The organism is Kordiimonas lacus (genome assembly GCF_001550055.1).
In the GTDB taxonomy this organism is placed as follows: domain Bacteria; phylum Pseudomonadota; class Alphaproteobacteria; order Sphingomonadales; family Kordiimonadaceae; genus Kordiimonas; species Kordiimonas lacus.
In genome coordinates, this window is sequence record NZ_LRUA01000006.1 from 2,501 (window position 1) to 26,429 (window position 23,929).

The following is a 23,929-nucleotide window of genomic DNA, read 5'->3' on the forward strand; positions in this document are numbered from 1 at the left end:
TGGATATGGAGGAGCTCTCAAGTGACGAAAGGGCATTTGGTGAATGCCTTGGCGTATGGAGGCGATGAAAGACGTGACAGGCTGCGATAAGCTGTGGTGAGGTGCCAGTAACCTTTGACCCACAGATTTCTGAATGGGGAAACCCACCCTTAGGGGTATTCTAACGTGAATACATAGCGTTAGGAGGCGAACCCGGCGAACTGAAACATCTAAGTAGCCGGAGGAAAAGACATCAACAGAGATTCCCCTAGTAGTGGCGAGCGAACGGGGACCAGGCCAGTGCCATTCTTTGATTTACCGGAACCATCTGGAAAGTTGGACCATAGTGGGTGATAGTCCTGTACGGGAAAGAAAAGAGAATGGCCTCGAGTAGGGCGGAACACGTGAAATTCTGTCTGAACATGGGAGGACCACCTTCCAAGCCTAAATACTACCATACGACCGATAGCGCACCAGTACCGTGAGGGAAAGGTGAAAAGTACCCCGATGAGGGGAGTGAAATAGAACCTGAAACCGAATGCCTACAAGCAGTCGGAGCGGACTTGTTCCGTGACGGCGTACCTTTTGTATAATGGGTCAGTGAGTTAGTCTACTTAGCAAGCCTAAGCCGTTAGGTGTAAGCGTAGCGAAAGCGAGTCTGAATAGGGCGACTGAGTTAAGTGGATTAGACCCGAAACCCGGCGATCTAGTTATGGGCAGGTTGAAGGTGCAGTAACATGCACTGGAGGACCGAACCCACGTCTGTTGAAAAAGACGGGGATGACCTGTGACTAGGGGTGAAAGGCCAATCAAGCCGGGAGATAGCTGGTTCTCCGCGAAAACTATTTAGGTAGTGCCTCAGGTATTACCTACGGGGGTAGAGCACTGGATGGATGCGGGGGGCGCGAGCCTTACCAATTCTAACCAAACTCCGAATACCGTAGAGTAGAGCCTGGGAGACAGACTGTGGGTGCTAAGGTCCATAGTCGAGAGGGAAACAGCCCTGACCACCAGCTAAGGTCCCTAAATCATGTCTAAGTGGGAAAGCATGTGAGACGGCCAAAACAACCAGGATGTTGGCTTAGAAGCAGCCATCATTTAAAGAAAGCGTAACAGCTCACTGGTCTAATTAAGCTGTCTTGCGGCGAAGATGTACCGGGGCTCAAGACATGTACCGAAGCTGTGGATTTGATCTTATGATCAAGTGGTAGCGGAGCGTTCTGTAAGTCTGCGAAGGTGTGGCGTGAGCCATGCTGGAGATATCAGAAGTGAGAATGCTGACATGAGTAGCGATAAACAGTGTGAGAGACACTGTCGCCGAAATCCCAAGGGTTCCTGCGCAAGGCTAATCCGCGCAGGGTGAGTCGGCCCCTAAGGCGAGGCTGAAAAGCGTAGTCGATGGGAAACAGGTTAATATTCCTGTACCTGGTGGAATGTGACGGATACCGTAAGTTGTTCTTCCTTATTGGATTGGAAGGGCCGCGAAGGTGTCCCAGGAAATAGCACCACCATATAGACCGTACCCGAAACCGACACAGGTGGGATGGTAGAGCATACCAAGGCGCTTGAGAGAACTATGTTGAAGGAACTCGGCAAATTGCCTCCGTAACTTCGGGAGAAGGAGGCCCACCATTAAGGCAACTTTTTGGTGGGGGCACAAAAGAGGGGGTGGCGACTGTTTACTAAAAACACAGGGCTCTGCGAAGTCGCAAGACGACGTATAGGGTCTGACGCCTGCCCGGTGCCGGAAGGTTAAGAGGAGGTGTGAGAGCACCGAATTGAAGCCCCGGTAAACGGCGGCCGTAACTATAACGGTCCTAAGGTAGCGAAATTCCTTGTCGGGTAAGTTCCGACCTGCACGAATGGCGTAACGACTTCCCCACTGTCTCCAACATAGACTCAGCGAAATTGAATTCTCCGTGAAGATGCGGAGTACCCGCGGTTAGACGGAAAGACCCCGTGCACCTTTACTACAGCTTCAGTGTGGTATTAGGGACAACATGTGTAGCATAGGTGGGAGGCTTTGAAGCAGGGACGCCAGTCCTTGTGGAGCCAACCCTTGAAATACCACCCTTGTTGTTCCTGATATCTAACCACGTCCCGTGAACCCGGGACTGGGACCCACTGTGGCGGGTAGTTTGACTGGGGCGGTCGCCTCCCAAATGGTAACGGAGGCGCGCGAAGGTAGGCTCAGATCGGCCAGAAATCGATCGTTGAGTGCAATGGCATAAGCCTGCCTGACTGCGAGACTGACAGGTCGAGCAGAGACGAAAGTCGGTCATAGTGATCCGGTGGTTCTGTGTGGAAGGGCCATCGCTCAACGGATAAAAGGTACGCCGGGGATAACAGGCTGATACTGCCCAAGAGCTCATATCGACGGCAGTGTTTGGCACCTCGATGTCGGCTCATCTCATCCTGGGGCTGGAGCAGGTCCCAAGGGTTTGGCTGTTCGCCAATTAAAGAGGTACGTGAGCTGGGTTTAGAACGTCGTGAGACAGTTCGGTCCCTATCTGCCGTGGGCGCAAGAGACTTGAGAGGAGCTGCCCCTAGTACGAGAGGACCGGGGTGGACGGACCTCTGGTGGACCTGTTGTGGCGCCAGCCGCATTGCAGGGTAGCTATGTCCGGACGGGATAACCGCTGAAAGCATCTAAGCGGGAAGCCCCCCTCAAGATTAGGTCTCTCTGAGAGCCGTGGAAGACCACCACGTTGATAGGTCAGGTGTGGAAGTCCAGTAATGGATGAAGCTTACTGATACTAATTGCTCGATAGGCTTGAAGAGCCCCTCCATAGACAGAGAACAACACTCTCTCTATGTGTGGAACAACTTCAAAGCATGCACCAATAATAAAACGCAATCCGGCAAGCACTGCTTGCTGTTTACTCTTTTGTTGATCTGGTGGTTATAACAAGATTGTCCCACCCGGTCCCATCCCGAACCCGGAAGTGAAAGGTCTTTGTGCCGATGGTACTTCGTCTTAAGGCGCGGAAGAGTAGGTCGCCGCCAGATCTACAAAAGAGTAAAACATCATCACAACTTCAAAAAATTAAACAAACCGCCATAAGGCGGTTTTTTAATTTACCTCAAGCGCCGGCGCTCACGCTTGGCTTCCGCGAAAACGTTCGCGACGGCCAGTCGGCCTTGCCTCAGCCCCTCCGGGCTTCGGTAATTAGCGTGAAACCCGCTCAAGCCTCGCAAACAAAGCGAGCAGCCCTGAGCGCGCTTCATGGAATGGCAAAGCCAGACCGGAAGCAAAACATAATTGACGCGGGGTGGAGCAGCCCGCCAAGGCGAAGCGAAAGCGAAACCGTCTGCATCGCCGAAAGGCGCCAGACATACCTGCTACCGGGCGACGGCCCTAAACGTAGACATATGACGCGGGGTGGAGCAGCCCGGTAGCTCGTCAGGCTCATAACCTGAAGGTCGTAGGTTCAAATCCTACCCCCGCAACCAAATTTAAGGCCGATCCCCAACACGGGGGTCGGCCTTAAATCTTTGTTGGGCGGGGCCAGGCTTTGCTCCTGGTAAAACAGACCGCAAGGCTGTTTTACCAAAGGTTCCTAGCCAAGCTGACGAGGAGCAAAGCCACGAGACTAATCCTACCCACAAAACCAAAAACAAACCTCGGTCCCCAGGACCGTTTTTTGGCCTGGGGGTGGCGGCTTAAATCTATGCTCGACCAAAGCCTGGTGAAAGTAATGTGAGGAGCGCATAGAGCCCGAAGCAGTAAATCCTAAAAGCAACAACCAAAAATACACGCAAGTCGCGGACAAAAAGCCTCGGAACCGTGCGTTCCGGGACTTTCTGTGTACGCCCCACGGTTGGCCGGCAGGCTAAATAACCAAAATACATCTGTTTTCCGGGATAAAATAATGCCTCAGCGCTATATTCAGTGCCACATGCTGCCTTTCTTTTCCTAGCATTGATGATTGCAGGGGCGCGCAAACGCTGGTCATGCGCCGCCGCCCTGCCGGGAAGCACAGGAGAGGGACATGACAGAGCGTAAGATATTCCTGACATATGATTTTTGTCACGATAGTGGCCTCTATCGTCAGTTCATGCGTCAGTTGGCGCAGGACAAAGAGCGTGCAATGGTGGCGGCTCATTCAATGGACTATTGCCATAGTCATTCGGAGATCATTTCCAGCCTCAATAGTGCCGTCGCCCGCGTTGACGGCCTGATCGTGCTGGTGGGCAAGCATACGCACCGGGCCGGCAATGTGATGCAGGAGGTCCGGGTGGCCCATAACCTGGAGCTGCCAGTTGTGCAATTGGGCGGCTTTTCCAGCACCTGGTGCGCAGGCCTTTCAGACCATATTCCCTATTTCGACTGGCGGGCTTTCAGCGTGCAACAGATGTTTGAAAACCGCCGTTGGCACTCCGGAGTGGTGGGAGCAGGCACCAGATCGAAGACAGCGAACAGTAGCGGGTACAGCCACTAGGCGCTCGTGATAGGGCCGCTGGCCGCATAGCGGCTCAGCCAGTTTTTGAAGGTTATGGTTGGCTGGTATTCAGACATCGTCTTGGGCCAGACCAGATAATATTTGCCCAGGCTGACAGGTGGTACGTCCACGGCCTTTTCCAGAAGGCCTTTTTCAAGTTCACGCTCGATAATATATTCCGGTAACAGCGCAAACCCCAAGCCGTGCACGGCGGCCTGTGTCATGGTCGCGAACTGGTCGAACAAGGGGCCTGTCAGCAATGTGGGCACTGTGCCATTCATCTGAAACCACGCTTCCCACGCATTGGGGCGTGAGTTCATGTGCAGCAACGGCTGTTCCATAATATCCGCAACTGATGTGGTCGGGTTTCGCTTCAGTAGGGCTGGCGCGGCTACCGGAATAACGGTTTCCGTCATCAGCTCCATATGGTTGGCGTCGGGCCAGTCCGGCGCGCCGAAATGAATAGCAGCATGATAGGGCTCCGTGTCGAAATCGAACGGCTCCAGGTTTGTCCCGAGGTTTAAGGTGACCTCAGGATGCCTGGCGACAAAATCAGGCAGCTTGGGAGCCAGCCAGCGCACGCTGAAGGAGGGCAGGATCGCCAGGTTGAAGCTGCCGCCCCGCGGGTTGGCCTTCAGCCGGATGGACGCATTCTGGATCGTCATCAGGGCTGTTCTGATGTCGCGTGCATAGTTGAGGGCTGCTGGGGTTAGGGCGATGCGTTTGCCGTCGCGCACAAACATGGAAACGCTTACGTGGTTTTCAAGCGTCTGCAACTGGCGGCTGACTGCGCTTTGCGTCAGTGCCAGTTCGTCCGCCGCCTTGGTGACACTGCCGAGCCGCTCAAAGGCCTCAAGTGCCCGCAATGAGGCGATGGATGGATAAAATCGTGTTGTGCCCATTATTCCATTTACTCATATTAAATTCTGACAATTTGTTTGAACATATCCAAGGTGAGGTGTCAAATCCCGGAAAGTAGAAGGATTGGTATTGCCTGTATATCCTCATTAACTGTTGAAAAAATAGGGCGCGTGGCCGTTTTGGACTGGTTTCCGCTCTAGCAGTTAACGGGAATGTGGGTGAGCAGGAAGTATGATGATTTAGAATTAAAACGATTGGTCAGTAGGCAGGATAGGTATCGATCCGACCCTGCATTGGGCCCTGTCGAGTGCGTGGAGTATGGTTGAAATGGCCAGGGCAGTGGAACAGAACCTTTGGCAGGAAACGGAAACCATTGGGTTTTCGGCGCCGGAACTTTGTGAGCGCACAACCGCCGACGTTGTGATCATCGGCGGCGGCTATACCGGTCTTTCTGCGGCGCTGCATCTGGCGGAAGCTGGCGCGGACGTCTGTGTTCTGGAGGCTGGGCAGGTGGGCGCAGGCGGCAGCGGCCGAAGCGTCGGTCTGGTGAACTCAGGCCTGTGGTTGCCGCCTGATGACGTGGAAAAGCAGCTGGGCGCACAGCCTGGGCGCAAGCTTAATCAGGTGTTGGCAGATGCTCCCGAACTGGTCTTCGATCTCATCGACAAATATGACATCCCGTGTGATGCGGTGCAGCAGGGAACATTGCATTGTGCCGTTGGCGCACGTGGCATGAAGGATCTCCAGTCCCGCTACCGGCAGCGCCGCGAGCGCGGAGCAGTTGTATCCTTGCTTGACGCGGATGAAACAGCTCGCCGCACGGGAACAGGCGCCTATGCTGGTGCGCTTTTTGACCCGCGCGCCGGCACCATCCAGCCGAAATCCTACGTTGCCGGATTGGCGCGTGCGGCAACAAAATTGGGCGTCAGAGTATATGAGCAGAGCCCCGCTGTGGCGCTGTCTCGCGCCGGTAACGGTTGGGAGGTTCGAACGCCGACGGCTTCGGTTTCCGCAAACACGGTCATTCAGGCGACGAACGCCTACAGCCGGTGGGGCGCCCATGATTTCCCCTACACGCCGGTATGCTTCTTCCAGATGGCGACAGCCCCTATACCTGCGTCCATGCGCAACCGGATTCTGCCGCGCGGCGAAGGCTGCTGGGACACGGGACTGGTGATGACGTCCTTCCGGGTGGACGCGGCTGGTCGGTTGCTGATTGGCGGCGTGGGCGATCTGGACAATATGGGCGGGGGCACGCACAGCGCCTGGGCCCGCCGCAAGGTCGCGCAATTGTTCCCTGGCCTTGCGGGAACAGATTTTGAGCACGCCTGGACCGGCCGGATTGCCATGTCGCGTGATCATCTGCCCAAAATCACAAACCTGGGTGAGCGGGGATTGGCCATTTACGGTTTCAGCGGGCGCGGTATCGGGCCGGGAACCGCTTTCGGCAAAGCGCTGGCAGATTGGGTGGCCACTGGCGACGAGGGCGCGCTGCCGCTGCCGGTGCAATCACCTATGAGCGACCCACTTTCGCGCATCAAAGCGCCCTATTTTGAGGCAGGCGCCACGCTTTTTCACGCGGTGGATGCCCGCCGTTCTGGTTTTACCGCCGTTGAGGCACGGGAAGGTGCGGTCGCCGACAGGCGCCCGGTTAACCCTGGGAGAGTGAGTAATGAAACCTCTGGACGCCATTGATAAACGCATTCTGGAAATCCTGCAGCGCGATGGTCGCATTTCGAACGCGGCACTTTCGGCCGCGATCAACCTCAGCCCCACCCCTTGTCTTGACCGCGTAAGGCGGCTGGAACGTGAGGGTTACATCCGGGGCTATCATGCCGAACTGTGCCCTGAACTGCTGGACAGTAATTTCATCACCCTGGTGGCTGTGAACCTGCACCATACGTCTGATGAAGCGTTCCAGAGCTTCTCAAAGTCGGTTGCCAAGTTCGACGAGGTCATGTCCTGTTATATGATCGGCGGCAAGTTCGATTATATTCTCAAGGTTCGGACCGCAGACATGCAGGAATTCCGGCGCTTCATGGCACAGAAGCTGTCCTGTATGCCGGAACTGGCCAGCACCCAAAGCTATTTTGCCATGGAAGAGGTAAAGAATACCCATGAGATTGCGGTGCGCAAGCCAGTGCCTGCGTCAGAATTTTCCGACAGAAATATTCTCAATATGGATGCGCAAACCGTCTCACCACGGAAAGTTGCGAACAGGGCTTCTTGATGGTGTTCGGGTTAAGGCCAGTAGAAATGGCTGGAAAGCAGGAAAACCGCGACAGGAAATAACTCATTTTCTGGAAAAATGGTTACATATTCTGCTGCAAGGAAGATATTGTTCGCAAAGTTGAAGGGTTTGACGCGTGTGATGCCAATTGGGGGCCTTTGGCATGACCCGTTATGATAGTTGGGTGTGAGGCCAGAGCATGACCAAGAAGCTGGATGCTATCGACAAGCGTATATTGGATATTCTGCAGGCGCAGGGGCGTATCTCGAACGCCGCCCTCTCGCAGGCGATCAACCTTAGCCCAACACCTTGCCTTGACCGTGTCAGGCGGCTGGAGCGCGAAGGTTATATCAAGGGCTATCACGCTGTTCTGTCGCCCGAACACCTTAAATGCGCCTTTGTTACTTTCATCACGGTCAGCCTTGACCGGACCACGGAATATGTCTTCGACAGTTTCGCAAAGAAGATCGCCAAGTTCGACGAGGTCGTCGAATGCTACATGGTTGGCGGCGGTTTTGACTATTTGCTCAAAATTCGCACCGAGGACATGACGGAGTTTCGCCGCTTCATGGGCGAGAAGCTGACCATCATGCCGGAGGTGGCCAATACCCAAAGCTTCTTTGTGATGGAAGAGGTCAAGGACACACACCTGTTGCAGGTAATCAAGCCGGGGCTGGGTACCCTGGGGCCCAACTGAACTGCCCCGCAAAGCCCTGTCTTTGGGGGCTTGCTGGCGCGCGCTCCAGAGCCAGCATAAAAATCTGCAATCCTGGCTTTTGGGCAGATAAAATAACTGTTTTTCCTGAATTATGGTCACACATGCTGCGCCTTCTTTCCTACGATCATCGGCAGGGAAGTGTTGGTGAAAGATGTATGCCATGTGTGATCTCAAAAACCTGAGGAATGAAATTGCATCCAGCAAACTGTTGGATGAAGAGGTGTTGGTTCAGCGCCTGCTGGACCAGTGTGAAATATCGGACGACGGCGCAGAGCAGATTGAAGCTGCCGCATGCCGTGTGGTGGAAAACGCCCGGACACAGAAAGACGTGCAGCCCCTGATGGATGCCTTCTTTCTGGAGTATGGCTTGTCGAACCAGGAAGGCATCGCGCTCATGTGCCTGGCCGAAGCACTCCTGCGCGTGCCGGACAAGAAAACCCGCGATGCCCTGATTGCCGACAAGATCGCGCCGGGTGAATGGGCGGCCCATATCGGCCATGCCGATTCCTTTTTCGTCAATGCCTCAACTTGGGGCCTTCGGCTGACCGGTCAGGTGATTGCGCTGGGCAAAGCCGAAGAAGGGGCGCCTGACCGCATATTGGGCCGCATGATCCACCGTCTGGGCGAGCCGGTCATCCGTGCCGCCATGATGCAGGCCATGAAGGTGTTGGGGGCGGAGTTTGTGCTGGGCGAGACCATGGATGAAGCCATCTCGCGCGGCAAGAAGCTCTATGGTCCGAACCAGCTTTATTCTTTCGATATGCTGGGAGAAGCCGCGCGGACTTTTGCGGATGCTGACCGCTATTTCGAAGCCTACAAGGCTGCGATTCAGGTGGCGGGCGAACAAGGCGCTGGCAACAGCGTTTATGACAGGTCGGGTATCTCGATCAAACTTTCGGCGCTGCACCCCAGCTATGAATATACCAAGCGCGAAGAACTGCTGCGGGACCTTCTGCCGCGTGTGACTGAACTTGCATCGCTGGCAGCGCTCCTTGGTGTGAAGCTGAGTATTGATGCTGAGGAAGCGGACCGGCTTGAACTATCGCTCGATATTTTTGAAGGCGTGGTCAGAAGCGGTGAGGTGCAGCAGGATTGGGAAGGTTTCGGGCTTGTCTTGCAGGCCTACGGCAAGCGCGCACTGCCGGTGATCCACTGGCTGGATGCCCTGAGCCGCGATACAGGCATGAAATTCATGGTGCGGCTGGTGAAGGGCGCCTACTGGGATTCTGAAATCAAGCACGCGCAGGAACAGGGGCTGGAAGATTTCCCGGTTTTCACCCGCAAGGCCACGTCTGACCTGTCGTACCTTGTGTGCGCGCAGGAAATCCTGAAGCGTAGCGACCGGCTGTTTGGCCAGTTCGCCACCCACAACGCCCATACGGTTGCAGCCATTTCCTATCTGGCCATGGGCAAGGCGGGCGGTTTTGAATTCCAGCGCCTGCACGGCATGGGGCGGCTGGTGTATGATGTCGCCTTCCAGGGGCAGGAAGTCTGCCCGCCGGTGCGGGTGTATGCGCCTGTGGGTGGCCACAAGGACCTGCTGGCCTATCTGGTGCGGCGGCTTCTGGAGAATGGTGCCAACAGTTCCTTTGTGAACCGCTTTATGGACAAATCCATTCCGCCTGCCGACGTTGTGCAGGACCCAATCAAAGTGACGCGGGGGCTGAACGAGTTTCGTCACCCCAGTATTCCTCTTCCAAAAAGGATTTTCGGCATGTCTCGTGACAACTCTATGGGGCTCGACCTGACGTCAGCCGCCGTGCTGGATGAACTGACCCAGGCAGTCAAGGACTGTGCAGGTGAAAGCTTCGATGTAGGACCGCTGGTGCCTGGCGTACGCCCGGGCCAGGATGGTGGCCGGCCGGTGACAAATCCGGCAGATAACACCGAAATTATCGGCACTGTGCGTTATGCCACGCCTGATGAGGTTGGCGCTGCCTTTGACGCGGCGCGGAAAAGCCAGCCAGCGTGGGACCGTCTTGGCGGTGCCAAGCGGGCTGTGCTTTTGAACAAGGCGGCTGACATGCTGGAGGCTGACCTGATCCCGCTGATTGCCATTCTGGTGCGTGAAGCCGGGAAAACTTACCCCGATGCCGTGGCGGAAGTGCGTGAAGCCGTAGATTTCTGCCGCTATTATGCGGGTCAGGCTGAGCGCGAGTTCACCGATTACGTCAGCCTGCCTGGCCCGGCGGGTGAGGAAAACACCATTGGCCTGCATGGCCGCGGCGTGTTTGTTTGCATCAGCCCCTGGAACTTCCCGCTGGCGATTTTTGTTGGCCAGGTGGTGGCTGCTCTCGCGGCCGGCAACACGGTTCTGGCCAAATCGGCAGAACAAACGCCGATTATCGCCGACCGGGCGATCCGGACGCTCCATAAGGCGGGTGTGCCGGAAGATGTGGCCATGCTGTTGCCGGGCGACGGCGCCGTGGGTGGCGAACTGGTGCAGCATCCAGCGGTGGGTGGTGTGGCCTTCACGGGCAGCACCCAGACGGCGCACGCCATCAACCACGTGCTGGCCATGAAGCCCGGTCCGATTGTGCCGTTCATCGCCGAAACCGGCGGCCAGAACGTGATGTTTGTCGACAGCACGGCGCTTCTCGAACAAGTCACGGACGATGTGGTGCAATCGGCCTTCAAAAGCGCGGGCCAGCGCTGTTCAGCTCTGCGGGTTCTTTACCTGCAGGAAGACATCGCCGATGCCGCCATCGATATGATCAAGGGTGCGATGGATACGCTGAAGATCGGGTCACCTGCAGACATCGATACGGACGTTGGGCCGGTGATCGACCGCAGGGCGTCTGACAAGTTGGGCGAGCACTGCTACCACATGGCCAGAAGCTGCGATAACCACTATGCGCTGGAGCTGCCAGCCGACTGTAGGAACGGCACCTTCATTGCCCCGCACCTCTTCGAGATTGGCAGCATTACAGAGCTGAGTGAGGAACAATTCGGCCCTATCCTACATATTGTCCGTTACGCCGAAAGCCAGCTTGAAGAAAAGCTTCAGGAAGCCTTTTCAACCGGCTATGGCCTGACACTTGGCATCCATACCCGTATGGAAAGCCGCTGGCGTGAGGTGTTCAAAAAAGCGCCTGTGGGCAACACCTATATCAACCGCAATATGGTTGGTGCGGTTGTTGGCTCCCAGCCGTTCGGCGGGCAGGGCCTCTCGGGCACGGGCTATAAGGCCGGCGGGCCACGCTACCTCTATAAATTTGCGACGGAAAAGACCTTGTCGGTGAATATCATGGCCAGCGGTGGCGACCCTGCCATTCTGATGGTCAGCTAATCACTTACCCCTTTTCGGACCGGGGCCCGCGGCACTCGCCATTCGGTGCAAAACCGCAGTTACTCATCCCCCCTTTGTGTAAGCGATAGGGTCCCGGTTCGAACAGGCTGCCCCCGACGACCTCCCATTCCCCGGGGGCAGCCGCCCATCAAAGCAAGATTAAATAATCCCAAAATTCGCGGGTCGTACGTCTAAATCATGGGTAAGTATAGGGCTAGTACAGGGTGCAGCATAATGTGCTGCTGATCTTTTGTTTTGCTAGATAAAATAACTGATTTTTCCCAATTACAGCGACACATGCTGGGGTCTCCTTCTTATAATTCATTAATCCTATCAGGGAGAAAGTGGCCGGCTGTCGCCAGCTTTGGTGCAAAAGCGAGCAAGCCGGATTTTTTAAAACGGAGGGGTTCCGACCATGAAACTTAAAGCTAAAGCAAACAGGCAGATGGGTGTCCCCAGAACAGCCTTCCTGTCATGCCTTCTGGCCAGTACGGCGCTTAGCGGCGCCAATGCACAGGAGCAATCTGCGGACACGAATGAGAATTTCGCATTTGAGGAAATTACGGTGTTGGGTTCGCGCCGGGCGGATGCGCGTTCTGCCATGGATGCTGCCGTGCCGGTGGACGTCCTGAGCGGCGACGACCTGAACGCACACGGCAGCACGGATATGCTGGACGTGCTGACCTCCAGCATCCCGTCCTTCAATGCCAACCGCGAGCCTATCAGTGACGCGGCAACACTGGTGCGCCCGGTCAACCTGCGGGCCCTGCCATCCGACCACACACTGGTGTTGGTGAACGGCAAGCGTCGTCACCGTGGTGCGGTTGTGGGTGAGTTCGTATCGGGTGTGAACAGAGGCGCACAAGGTGTTGATGTTAATCCACTTTTCGGCGCTGCGCTCAAGCAGGTTGAAGTGCTGCGTGATGGTGCGGCAGCCCAGTATGGGTCTGATGCCATTGCGGGTGTGATGAACTATGCGCTGATCGATGATCCGGAAGTGCGGCGCATCACAGCGCAATATTCGCAGGCCTATGAGGGCGATGGTGAAACCTGGGAAGTCTCCGGCGCGTTTGGTACGCATGTTGGCGACACAGGCTTTGCTACGCTGTCCTTCCAGGTGAAAGATGGCCAGCCTACAAGCCGTGGCGTGCAGGACGGTGAGGGCACCAACAGCGGCGCCACCGCGCTTGCGGATGCGGGCTTCCCGATCCAGGACCCTGTGGTGGTCTGGGGTGCGCCAGAAGTGAAGAACGACTATAAGGTCATCGTCAACTCAGCGATCCCGATGGGAATGTCAGAGCTATATGCTTTCGGTAACTATGCCACGCGTGATGTTGACGGCAGCTTCTTCTACAGGAACCCAACCAACCGGTCCGGTGTTTTTGCGGCTGACGGCAACGTGCTGTTTGCTGATACGACAGGTGCAGGCGGCTGCCCGGTTGGCCCACTGCCGACAGACAGCTTCGCCAACGCCGAAGCCTTCATCAATTCGGCACCCAGCAATTGTTTTGCCTTCCAGTCCCTGTTCCCGGGCGGCTTTACGCCACGCTTTGGCGGCAAGGTTGTTGACTATAGCGCCTCTGCGGGCGTGCGCGGCGACATGCTGGAGACTGGCCGCTATGATATCAGCATCAACCACGGCAAGAACGATGTAGCTTATGAGATCTACAACACGGTGAATGCGTCGCTTGGGCCGAACACGCCAACCGCGTTCGAGCTTGGCAGCCAGATCCAGTCTGAAACCGTCATGAATGCGGATTTCTCTATTCCTGTGGCGGTGGATGCTTTCGCGTCTGACCTCAATATCGCCTTCGGTGCCCAATATCACCGCGAGCAGTTCGAAATTGAAGAAGGTCAGGAAGAATCCTATGTGGCCGGCCCTTATGTGGACCAGGGCTTCTCAGTGGGTTCAAACGGCTTCCAGGGGTTCAGCGACAAGGTTGCTGGCACCTTCAAGCGGAACAGTAAGAGTATCTATCTGGACCTTGAGGCCGATATCACCGACCGCTTCCTGATGAGTGCGGCGGCCCGGTATGAGGATTTCTCCGACTTTGGCGATACGTTCAACGGCAAGATCGCGGCGCGCTACAATGTGACTGATGCCTTCGCCATCCGGGGTGCCTTCAGCACCGGCTTCCGGGCACCAACGCTTGGTCAGTCGAACCTGCAGCGGGCCTCGACGGGTTTTGCTAACGGTCAGCTGATCGAACAGCTGGTGATCGCCAGTACAGACCCGATCGCCGAATTCTTCGGTGGTGGACAGCTGGACCCGGAGAAAGCTGAAAACATCAGCCTTGGCTTCACTGCCCAACTGGGTGCTGTGGATCTGACGGTTGATTTCTTCGATATCACCGTGAAAGACCGCGTGTCGCTGACATCAGCAACCATTGATGACGCCAGCCGGCAGGAGCTGATCGACCTCGGGAATCCTGAAGCGGCAACCATCAGCCAGGTACAGTTCTTCGTGAATGACTTTGATACCAACACCACAGGCGTTGATGTCGTGGCCAACTACCCGATCGATTGGGACAATGGCCGCACCAACATCACCCTGGCGTTCAACTATACGGACACCAAGGTAACAGACCGCGGCGCAACCATCAGCGATGGTCGTGAGCGGGAGATCGAAGATGCGCTGCCAAGCACACGCACAACCCTGACTGTCAGCCACTCGGTTGGCCAGTTCACAGGGCTTGTTCGTGTGAACCATTATGGTGAAGCGTACGAATCTCTCTTTAACGATGCCACGCTGCCGGTTGTAACGCCGGGCATGTTCATCGTGGATGCGCAGGTTACGTGGGATATCAATGAAATGCTCCAGGTGGCTGTAGGTGCGAAGAACCTCTTTGATGCCTACCCGGACGAATGGTCCACAGCGGGCTTTACTGGCCGCGACGGTGGGTTCCTGGGTGCCATTTATCCACTTAATCACCCTGCTGGTCTGGGTGGTGGCAGCCTGTATGCCAAGCTGACCGCCAACTTCTAGACGGTTTCCTCAGCAGGACTTTTGGGGCGTGCTTCGGCGCGCCCCTTTCTTTTGTGGGCTGTTCCCTATGGGGGAAGGCTTGTGGCTGGGGCCATCGGTGTTGGACGGTGCAAGGGAAAGGGTTGTTCTATCGAGTTCAAATGTTTATGACTGAGTACCGACGTGAAAAGGCTGACGCCATCTTGAAAAAGGTGGCTGTTTTCTTTTGTTTTGGCCGGAAGGGCCGAATTTGTCATAATGTTTGAAATCAAATGATTTAGGTGGTTCCCCGATGTTCGCGACGAAAGAAAAAGGCCGGTCTGGTTCCTGGGCGGGGATTTGCCCTCCCGTGTTTTTCCCGGCAGCCATCGTGATCGGGCTTCTGGTTCTGGCGGCTGTTGTCGCGGGAGAGAGTGCGGAAGGTATATTTGGCGCTGTTCAGGACTGGGTGGCACGAACCACAGGCTGGGTATATATGCTGGCGGTCAGCGGCTTCCTGGTGTTCTGCCTGTATCTTGGTTTCAGCCGTCACGGCAATACCCGGCTTGGGCCGAACCATTCTCGGCCTGACTATAGCTTCATTTCCTGGTTCGCCATGCTGTTCTCGGCAGGTATCGGCATTGGGCTTCTGTTCTTCGGGGTGGCCGAGCCGCTGATGCATTACCTGGCACCGCCAGACGCTGACCCCCGGACCATCGAGGCCGCCAAGGAAGCCATGCAGGTGACCTTCTTTCACTGGGGTGTCAATGCCTGGGCGGTCTATGCAGTGGTTGGGCTTTCGCTGGCTTATTTCAGCTTCCGTCACAATCTGCCGCTGACCATCCGGTCGGCGCTCTATCCCTTGATTGGGGAACGTATTCACGGGCCGCTGGGTCACACCATCGATACACTGGCGGTGATCGGCACGCTGTTTGGCGTTGCCACGTCACTGGGGATTGGCGTGTCGCAGGTGAATGCCGGGCTTCATCATCTGTTTGATATCCCACTTAACAGCACAGTGCAGGTGATCCTGATTGCAGCCATCACGGGCTGTGCCACCATTTCCGTGGTCTCTGGCCTTGATGCAGGAATCAAGCGGCTGTCAGAGCTGAATATGATTCTGGCGGGCCTGTTGCTGTTGTTTGTTATCGTAGCCGGTCCGACGCTTCTGTTCTTCAACAGCTTTGTCCAGAACATCGGCCTCTATCTGGGCACCGTGATCGACCGCAGCTTCCGGCTGAATGCCTATTCGGGCGACCATGACTGGATGGCGAGCTGGACCCTGTTCTATTGGGGTTGGTGGATCAGCTGGTCGCCGTTCGTGGGCATCTTCATTGCCCGTATTTCGCGTGGTCGCACGATCCGTGAATTCGTCTTTGGCGTCTTGTTGGTGCCGTCCGTCTTTACGTTCATCTGGATGACGGCTTTCGGCAACGGCGCGCTTTCCTTCGAGCTGTCCGGCGAGGGCAGTATCGCTGAGATGGTGGGCACGAATATGCCGTTAGGACTGTTCGCCTTTCTGGAACACTTGCCGGGTTCAAGCATTGTGTCCTTCATTGCCATTATTCTGATCATCACCTTCTTTGTCACATCGTCGGACTCTGGCTCGCTGGTGATCGATACCATCACGTCAGGCGGGCAATTGAATCCACCGATTTGGACGCGCGTGTTCTGGGCCGTCACGGAAGGTGTTGTGGCCGCAGTTCTGATGGTCACGGGTGGCCTTGGTGCTTTGCAGACAGCCACGATTACCACCGCGCTTCCTTTTACCTTTGTGATTATTCTGGCCTGTATGGGCTTGATGCGCGGCCTCAGGATGGAGGCAGCCAAGGAGATGGGTGCGCGGGTCGCGCCTGATGTGCAGGTGATGGGGCAGGGTGTCTCCTGGAAACAGCGGCTGGATGCGATCCTCAGCTATCCTACTGCCACGGAAATCGAAGCCTTTATGGCGACGCGGGTGAGGCCTGCGCTTGAGAAAGTGGCCAAGGAAATCAGCGAAAGCGACCATGCGGCGAAAGTGGAACTTAGCGCCGGTGGCACTGAAATTCGTATTCTGCACGGCAGCGAGACGGATTTCCTGTATGGCGTTGAGATGCGGCCGCTGTTGCAGCCTGATTTTTCCTATATCGGCAAGGGCGTGGAAAGTAAGCGGTTTTACCGGGCAGAAGTGCATCTGCTGGAAGGCAGTCAGCATTATGATGTTTACGGCTTTTCAGAAGACCAGCTGATCCACGATATCCTCAGCCAGTATGACAAGCATGTTCACTTCCTGAATATCGCCAGGGTTTAGTCAATTGACATGGGCTAGCGCGCATCCATTTGGTTGCGCGCTGCCATCCAGCGGCTAATTTCATCAATCTTGGCGCTCAGTAGCCCGCCGTCTTTTTCAGCATCATAATGCGCGTTGAAAAGGTCACGCAGCTTTTCGCCTGTATCGGATTTCTTGAAACAGATCAGATGGTCGTTGGTGATCAGATACCGGCTGTTCATCTCCAGAAGCTCGCGGTAAGGCTCCAGCTTTTTGTCGGACGACAGCAGATATCGCATATTTGCTTCGTCAATTACCGCCAGGTCGATCCGGCCGAAGGCAAGGCGCCGTAAATTGAGTGCGTCGTTGTGAACGGTGCTGACATCAAGCGTCTGGTCATGGGCCATTTTGTCAAATTCGGCTTCATTGACGTAACCGGACACCGCACCAATGCGCACGCCTGTGAGGTCTTCGAGCTGTTCCCAGCGGATCGGCGTGTCCTTACGCTGGACAAAGCCGACTTTGCTTTGGCCAATCGGGGCAGAGAAATGGCAGATATCCTCGCGGTCCTTGGAATAATAAACCGGGCCGGTGGCTAAGAATCCTTCGTCGGCCAGTGCCGTGGTGAGGCTGCGTTGCCATGCGGCGAATTTCACCTCAAGGGGCAGGCCTGCTCGTGCAAAGACATCGCGGATGAGGGCGATGGAGGCGCCCTGGTCTGGCAGGTCCTTGCCGGCAAAAGGCGGCCAGTCAGTCGCTGTCATGCGCACGGCGTCGGGCAAAGGCACGTCACGGGTCAAGGCGGGCGTGCTGGTCCCCATCAGGAGGGCAAGCGATAGGCTTAGTATCTTGAGCATCCGGCTCTCCGGCTGTTTCCGGTGTGCCCATCATACCCCAATTAGGGCATTGGTTGGATATCTTATTTATGCCTGTTGACCCACAAGAGGGCCAAGCGCGTCCCGGAGGGGTGCCAGGTGGGCGTCAAAGGGGCGCCAGGGCTCAAGCCCTTTGGTGTTGATCGGCTGGCGTACTTGTTCCGAACTTGCAGTGCGAACAGACCGGTCGGTCTTAAAGAACTCGAGGCACGCGTCCTCGAACGGTAGGCCACAATGGTCGAGGATTCGCCGTACCTGGGTTTCAAGGTCAGCCACCACATCTTCATATTGCACCCGCAGTACCTTCCCGGGCAGCACGCTGTCCCAATGGTCCATCAAGGCCACATAGTCACGGTAATAGCGGCCAATTTCGGTCAAGCCATAGGTGAATTCCTGGCCTTCGGCGAACAGTTGCTTGAAACCGGAGAAGCAGCAGGCCATCGGGTCCCGGCGGGCATCAATGATCTTGGCGTTCGGCAGGATTAGCTGAATAAGGCCGATGTGGCGGAAGTTGTTTGGCATTTTGTCGATAAAGAAGGGTGCGTCCCCGCGGTGAATACGCGTGTCCTCGATATATTTTTCCCCAAAGGCCCGAAGTTCATCAGCGCTCATGTGCCAAAGGCTTTTCGGGTAGCCGTCTTCCGCCTGTACACTCTTCTGTGCCCTTAGCTTGTGCGCAAGTGACAGGATGTTTGGCAGTTCCATGGTGCCGTCAACCTGGCTGTGGGAGGCCAGGATCTGCTCCAGGAGCGTCGAGCCTGCGCGCGGCAGGCCCACAATGAAGATGGGGTCAGGCGCCTGGCAGCCGCTACCGCTGTGGTGCTCGAACAGCTCGGCTGTGCATACTGCGGCCTGGGTCTGGAGTTCCTCCTCCATCTGGTCGGCCTTATAGCGGCACTGGTGGCGCTTCAGCGCGTTGCCTTCCTCATAGTGGCCGAAGGACCGGTCATACTCCTCACGGTCTTCGTACGCCTTGCCGAGCGCGAAATGGAGTTGGATGCGGCCATCAAGCGGCAGGGTGCCGGTGCTGGCTTGCTGTTCCATGGCTTTGATTTCAGCGTCCTCGAACCGGTAGGTCTTGAGGTTTGCGAGCCCGTAATAGGCATCTGCATGTGCGGGCTGGGCCTTAAATGCTGCGCGGTAGGCGGCAACAGCTTCATCCTGCTGGCCGATGGTCTTGAGCGCATGGCCTTTGGACGTCAGTGTCGTGGCGTCATTGGGCAGTTTTTCCAGGATGCGGTCGAAGGTTTCAAGTGCGGTGCCATAATCGCCAGCCTGCAGGCTCTCGATGGCATAATGGCTCAGGAATATCGGGTTTTCCGGATCGCTGTCGTGCAGCGCTTTCGCTTCCTTGAGCGCTTGGTCGAACTTCTGCCGTTTCCTGAGGGTAGCAATATAGTCGAGCCGTACTTGCACGTTTGCGGGTTCGAACGTCAGCGCGCTTTCCAATAGGAACTCAGCTTCTTCCAGTGCACCGAACCTGATGCCGATATCCGCCAGCAGGCGCATGCCTTCAACATGCTTGGGATTCCGCTGCAGGAACAAACGGCACAGCTTTTCGGCCTTCAGAAGTTTGTCTTCATAAATGAAATTGGTAACTGCCTGCAGCTCTTTCGGGAGGGCAGACAGGCGGGCTGCCTGTGCTGCGGCCTGATGGGCATCCTGTTGCCGCCCGGCGGCAGCGAGCAACTCGGCTTGCGCCTGCCAACTGGCCACAAGTGCCGGGTTGGCGCGGCACGCAAGTTGATAGGCTGCCAAGGCATTATCATTCCTGCCAAGAGTTCGGTACAGATGGCCTTCTTCCTGAAGCGCGCGGCCAAATTCAGGGCTTGCTTGCTTTAGGGTGTTCAGGGTTGCGAGCGCGGCATCCGTTTGTCCGGCATAGCGTTCGCACACGGCCTTCATATAGAGCGCATCGATATGCCCCGGCGCGGCTTCAAGCACGGCGCTCAGCTTGGTCAAAGCGTCGGTGAATCGGCCGTCATAGATCAATTTCTGCGCTTGCTTGAGCGCTTCTATCTGGGAATTGTCCTGCATGATGGGCCTACTATAGCGGCTTGGGGCGAGGGGGGAAGAGCGAAGGCGCCCCAATGTGGAGCGCCTTCGAATTTCTTTGGGTTTTCAGCCGAATTTAATAGTCGACAGAGAAGCGGACGCCGAATGTACGAGGGCGGTTTGTTGTGATCCGCTCGTGGTCGAACACAAGGTTGTTGTTCAGTTGTGCCCGCTCGTCGGTCAGGTTCTCACCAAACACTTCAACCATCCAGTTGTCCTTGCGTACGCCGAATGCCATGCCCATCAGGAAGTAGCTGTCCTGTTCGGCGCGGTTGATCAGCACGATGTCCGAATAGGACGACGCGGAATAGGCAAGTGAAGGCTGGATGTGGGCTTCAAGGCCGTTGTCCATCAGCCATTCGTAGCGCACGCGCAGGTTACCCTGGAAGCTTGGTGCGTAGGAAAGGTCTTCACCCGGTTGTGCGATGGCCACACTGGCGCCGACCAATTCTTTGACCTCGGTATCGAGGAAAGAGAAGGCTGCGAAGGCAGTCAGCCCCGGTATGGACTGCGAAGCCCACTGCAGGTCACCCTCGATCCCCTTGATCTGCGCGTCAGCCGCGTTATCCGAGAAGAACAGGTTTGTCACAGTGGCGTCGAAGATGGTGGTCTGCAGGTCCTTAATGTCGACAAGGAAGGCGCTACCGTTGAAGCGGAGGCTATTGTCCAGAAGGTCCAGTTTCCAGCCCAGTTCATAGTTGGTCACTTCGTCCGTGCGGACCACGGCTGGTACAGCACCGCCACCTGCGCCCGCTGGGCGGTTAGGCAGGCCAGGGCGGAAGCCTTCAGAATAAGTGAAGTACAGGAGCGTATTCTCGTTCGGTGTCCAGGACACGTTCCCTTTGAATACCCAGCCTTTGGCTTCAGCACCTTTTGGAACCGGTACGCCGTTGATCACCTGGGTGCCGTCGAACTGCGTATCCAGGTTGGTGCCGAAGGCGTTCACATCTTCGCCGCCAAAGTTGAAGAAGGACGAGTTGGCGCTACCCTTCAGGCGAACGTCAACATCGTGCCAACGGGCACCTGCGGTGACAGATAGTGTGTTCGGGATCACGTCGAAGGTGGCTTCACCAAACAGGCCGACCTGTTTGTCCGTGCGTGTGATGTCGTTAAAGAAGATCACACCGACCGGCCGTGGGTTCGGGTCGCTGACGCTGGAGCCTGGCAGTGGGCCGTTCTGTGGCCAGCCAAAGACGCCCGGCGTGAAGCTTTCCGCGAACTGGGAACCGGGGTAGGTGAAGTCGTTGCGTTCAATCAGCGTCTGGTCACTGTAGAAGCCACCGAATGTCGCCCGTACGCGCTTTTCAGCTGGTGTATTGAACCGCAGTTCGTGCGTCCATACCTCTGTTTCGGTTTCAGATCCGACATAAAGGTTTGGTGCCTGACAGGTGCCGGACGGTGCAGCGCCGCCCGGATAGGTCACGGATGCGTCACAGATGTAGTAAGGCAGATACTGGCCCACGAACAGATAGTCGGTATAGTCCACCGTCTGGTCTGTGTCGCGGTTCAGGTAGGCGCCGGCATACACCACTTCAAGCGCGCCAATGCGGCCTTCGATGGTCAGGGCTGTGTTGTCAAAGTCGTCACGGATTTCGTCGGGCGAGAAGCGCTGGACAGACAGTTCATCCGGGTCATCCAGTTCAGGATCAAAGAAGAAGACCCCTTCGCTGTCGATCCGCTGGCGGGTGTGGCCCAGGTTGATTTCCCAGTCCGGCGATGGATAGTAACGCATGCTGACACGTGCGCCGGTATAGGACGCGTCGTTGAAATTGTCTTCCACCAGCGCCAGGTTGCTGGCTTCAAGGAAAGTCACGTCAGACATATCAGCGCCGGCCTGGAAGCCTGGGCTGGTTGTTGTCCCGTTGGGGCGCTGTTCGGCGCCTTTGAAGCGCGCGCTTTCAGCCGCTGTGATGGTGCCGGGTACGTTGTCGATGTAGCCGCCCTGGTTATCCACATAGAATACACCGCGAACCGCGAGCTTGTCGTCAATGATCGGATAGTTGATCATCGCTTCGACCTTCTCGCTCATCTCGCCGCCCTTGGTGAAGGACACACCGCCCGACACTTTGGCCTGAAATTCAAGCGTGTCTGGCTTATTGGTGATCAGGCGGATCGTACCGGCCTGCGAGCTGGCGCCGAAAAGCGTGCCCTGCGAACCCGGCAGAACCTCAATCCGGTTCAGGTCAGCGGCGTAAACGTCAAGGTTACGACCCACCTGAGTTACCGGCTGTTCGTCAAGATACAGGGCAACGTTTGGCGCAAGACCTGCTACGCCAGCGGTGGTCAGGTTCGGCGTTGTGGACGCCAGGCCGCGGATGTAGATGGTTCCCTGGCCGGGGCCGCTACCGCCAGCGGATACGCCAGGCAGTTGAAGCAGATAGTCGGTAAAGACATCCACATCGGTTTGTTCAAGTGCGGTCATGCCCATCGCCTGCACGGCAACAGGAATGTCCTGTGTGCTGGCAGCACGTTTGGTGGCAGTTACCACGACTTCTTCGATCGTACTAAAGTCCACGTCCTCTGCAACGGTGGCAGTGGCAGTGGCCATGATCGGCACAGAGGTCAAAAGGCTTAGCTTCAGGGCCTTCTTGGCAGGTATCACAGAGCGTCTCCCAGTGTTATTTTATGCGCGTACGCGGTGTAGCCTCGGGTCCGGCGCAAGCGCGGATACTCCAATACGATTGGACCAATAACGAGGCTTTTTGTTTGAATACAAATGAATTTATAAGGCGAAGTTAACGCCCTGTCGAATAAACTAATGAAAAAATAGGGGATTAAGTCGCTTGCTTTGCTGGGGTGTTGCAAAAAAGTCGATAGAAAACAAAGTAACGCGACCTCGTTGAAGACAGAGGGTTGACCTTCCGCACGGAATGCTTGTCAGGCTTTCTGATAAAGGGGTGTTCAGGCTTCAGGGCTCACTTCCGTGGGCATGACTATAAGCAGTGTGAACACAGCTTTTTGCACAAGGGCTTATCGCGGAAGAGTTGAGCCCAGGCCGCCGGCTGTTTATTTCGGAGCGCGCTTCAGCGCGCGGGAGCGCAGCTTGCGACGATAGATTGTCATATTGTGATAGGTATCCAGCCGTTTCATCTGGCCGGCCTGTATGGAATGCCAAAGCCGGATAAATCGGTCGGTCACGCCGAACTGAGTATAATATTTGACGGTGGGGTAAAGGCCATTTTCATCCATTTCGCCAGCCGTCATGTGTCTTAGGTCCCCCGCATGTCGGTAACCTTGAACCTTGGTTAGCCAGTTTGCAGCAATGTCGAACAAGCCACCGCCAGGAACGATTTTGGCCATTGTTTTCGCTGCCAGCTTGAAGAAGGAGATCGTTAAGCCTGCTGGGGGCACCAATGGTACCGGATCAAAGGCGTTGACTGTGCGGTAAATGGGGGTTTTGAAGCCGTCATTGAAGGCGTGGTTGCCCACCCGTGGCGCGCCGAACGTATAACAGGCCGCCAGTGTGTCCCGGGCGAAATACCAAGTGGCCATCACGGCCACTGCGCCGCCCAGCGAATGGCCGGTGACATAAAGCGGTAGGCCTTCGGTCTTCCGCAGCAGCTTTTCGATGTCCGTCTGGGCATCGGTGAACGCACGGTGAAAACCCTTGTGAACTTTGCGCCCGCCACCAATTTCTTCTAGCCCCGCGTCCGCGTTATTGATCCAGTCCTGTGGGGATGTAGTGCCGCGGATCACCAGTACGGCAAAGGGTGTCCGGCTGCCGCCGGAGTATTTGGCCACATAGCCTTCGGTATTCTTGAGCACATCCAGTGTCTGGTTATAGAAGGTGCCGACAAGTTCGAACCCCGCGGCTTCAAGAATCTTAGCCAGACGTTTCTCGCCGTCCGTGGTGGGGGACTGGAAATAATCCTGCAGTTCCAGCAGTTTTCTTGCCGCCTGTTTGGCGTTGGTGGATTGCACCAGCTCTTCAGCCAGCCCCATAACGTTGGTAAAGGGTGATTTTTCGAATTTCTCGTAAGCCAGTTCCGACAGAATAGCCATTTGCCAGGCCGTGCGGTCGCTGTAGGCGGCACGTTGCACAGGCGGCTTCAGGTTCAGAAGTTCCGGGCCATCGCGGGTTTCGATTTCGGTGGCGTTGCTCATGGTTTTGCTCCCTTGCCAGCCCTGTTGGCGGCCGAGGCAAATAATAGCATGGGTAGAGTGCTTTCCACCAGCGCTGGCGCCCTGCCTTTAGGTCGAGCGGGGCGTGACTTGACGACAGGAGGGTATTATTATCAATGAAAACGATTATTAAATCAAAAATAATCGATTGGATTGATTTAATTCG

The 23,929-nt window shown here is 56.2% G+C and carries 12 protein-coding genes, 1 tRNA gene and 2 rRNA genes; 10 read left to right on the forward strand and 5 right to left on the reverse strand.

What is annotated here, in order from left to right:
* Nucleotides 1-15 precede the first annotated feature (15 nt).
* From KORLAC_RS08165 to KORLAC_RS08185, 4 genes are all read left to right on the forward strand, one after another.
* Nucleotides 16-2,760, forward strand: a 23S ribosomal RNA gene (locus KORLAC_RS08165).
* 113 nt (nt 2,761-2,873) lie between these two features.
* Nucleotides 2,874-2,988 (forward strand): 5S ribosomal RNA (rrf, locus tag KORLAC_RS08170).
* Between the two features lie 367 nt (nt 2,989-3,355).
* Nucleotides 3,356-3,432 (forward strand) — tRNA-Met (locus KORLAC_RS08175).
* A gap of 539 nt (nt 3,433-3,971) precedes the next feature.
* Entirely contained in the window at nt 3,972-4,421 is a 450-nt protein-coding gene (locus KORLAC_RS08185) for a TIR domain-containing protein (RefSeq protein WP_068305327.1), read from the forward strand.
* Here the strand turns inward: KORLAC_RS08185 and KORLAC_RS08190 are convergent.
* The gene (locus KORLAC_RS08190) at nt 4,418-5,323 is read right to left on the reverse strand and encodes a LysR family transcriptional regulator (RefSeq protein ID WP_068305329.1); all 906 of its coding nucleotides are present in this window, start codon (nt 5,321-5,323) and stop codon (nt 4,418-4,420) included. The two genes, KORLAC_RS08185 and KORLAC_RS08190, sit on opposite strands and share 4 nt — an antisense overlap.
* Nucleotides 5,324-5,609: 286 nt before the next feature.
* On the opposite strand from KORLAC_RS08190, the gene KORLAC_RS08195 reads away from it, so the two are divergent.
* The 6 genes from KORLAC_RS08195 to KORLAC_RS08220 all read left to right on the forward strand — a co-directional run bounded on the left by KORLAC_RS08195 (nt 5,610) and on the right by KORLAC_RS08220 (nt 16,753).
* Nucleotides 5,610-6,977 carry an NAD(P)/FAD-dependent oxidoreductase gene (locus KORLAC_RS08195; protein ID WP_082714664.1) on the forward strand — a complete coding sequence of 456 codons (1,368 nt, stop codon included), beginning with the start codon at nt 5,610-5,612 and terminating at the stop codon, nt 6,975-6,977.
* Nucleotides 6,955-7,512, forward strand: a complete 558-nt coding sequence (locus KORLAC_RS08200; protein WP_074519296.1) for an Lrp/AsnC ligand binding domain-containing protein — start codon at nt 6,955-6,957, stop codon at nt 7,510-7,512. Before KORLAC_RS08195 ends, KORLAC_RS08200 begins: the two co-directional genes overlap by 23 nt.
* A 199-nt stretch (nt 7,513-7,711) precedes the next feature.
* Nucleotides 7,712-8,209, forward strand: coding sequence for an Lrp/AsnC ligand binding domain-containing protein (locus KORLAC_RS08205; RefSeq protein ID WP_068305331.1), 498 nt, complete (start codon nt 7,712-7,714; stop codon nt 8,207-8,209).
* Nucleotides 8,210-8,390: 181 nt separating this feature from the next.
* The gene (putA, locus tag KORLAC_RS08210; protein WP_139167418.1) at nt 8,391-11,519 is read left to right on the forward strand and encodes a bifunctional proline dehydrogenase/L-glutamate gamma-semialdehyde dehydrogenase PutA; all 3,129 of its coding nucleotides are present in this window, start codon (nt 8,391-8,393) and stop codon (nt 11,517-11,519) included.
* A gap of 415 nt (nt 11,520-11,934) precedes the next feature.
* Nucleotides 11,935-14,505: a TonB-dependent receptor plug domain-containing protein gene (locus KORLAC_RS08215; RefSeq protein WP_068305334.1), complete on the forward strand. Its 2,571-nt coding sequence runs from the start codon at nt 11,935-11,937 to the stop codon at nt 14,503-14,505.
* A gap of 271 nt (nt 14,506-14,776) precedes the next feature.
* Nucleotides 14,777-16,753, forward strand: a complete 1,977-nt coding sequence (locus tag KORLAC_RS08220; protein WP_068305335.1) for a BCCT family transporter — start codon at nt 14,777-14,779, stop codon at nt 16,751-16,753.
* A gap of 14 nt (nt 16,754-16,767) precedes the next feature.
* On the opposite strand, the gene KORLAC_RS08225 is transcribed toward KORLAC_RS08220, so the two are convergent.
* The 4 genes from KORLAC_RS08225 to KORLAC_RS08240 form a co-directional block, all read right to left on the reverse strand.
* A complete protein-coding gene (locus tag KORLAC_RS08225) occupies nt 16,768-17,568 on the reverse strand; it encodes a substrate-binding periplasmic protein (RefSeq protein WP_068305336.1) in 801 nt (266 codons plus the stop codon).
* Nucleotides 17,569-17,634: 66 nt separating this feature from the next.
* Nucleotides 17,635-19,623 (reverse strand): tetratricopeptide repeat-containing sulfotransferase family protein, encoded by a 1,989-nt coding sequence (locus KORLAC_RS08230; RefSeq protein ID WP_068305341.1) that lies wholly within the window; start codon nt 19,621-19,623, stop codon nt 17,635-17,637.
* Nucleotides 19,624-19,717: 94 nt separating this feature from the next.
* Complete coding sequence (locus tag KORLAC_RS08235; RefSeq protein WP_206594899.1) at nt 19,718-22,243, reverse strand: TonB-dependent receptor; 2,526 nt, start codon at nt 22,241-22,243, stop codon at nt 19,718-19,720.
* A 404-nt stretch (nt 22,244-22,647) separates the two neighbouring features.
* The gene (locus KORLAC_RS08240; RefSeq protein ID WP_068305343.1) at nt 22,648-23,745 is read right to left on the reverse strand and encodes a lipase family protein; all 1,098 of its coding nucleotides are present in this window, start codon (nt 23,743-23,745) and stop codon (nt 22,648-22,650) included.
* Nucleotides 23,746-23,929: the final 184 nt, after the last annotated feature.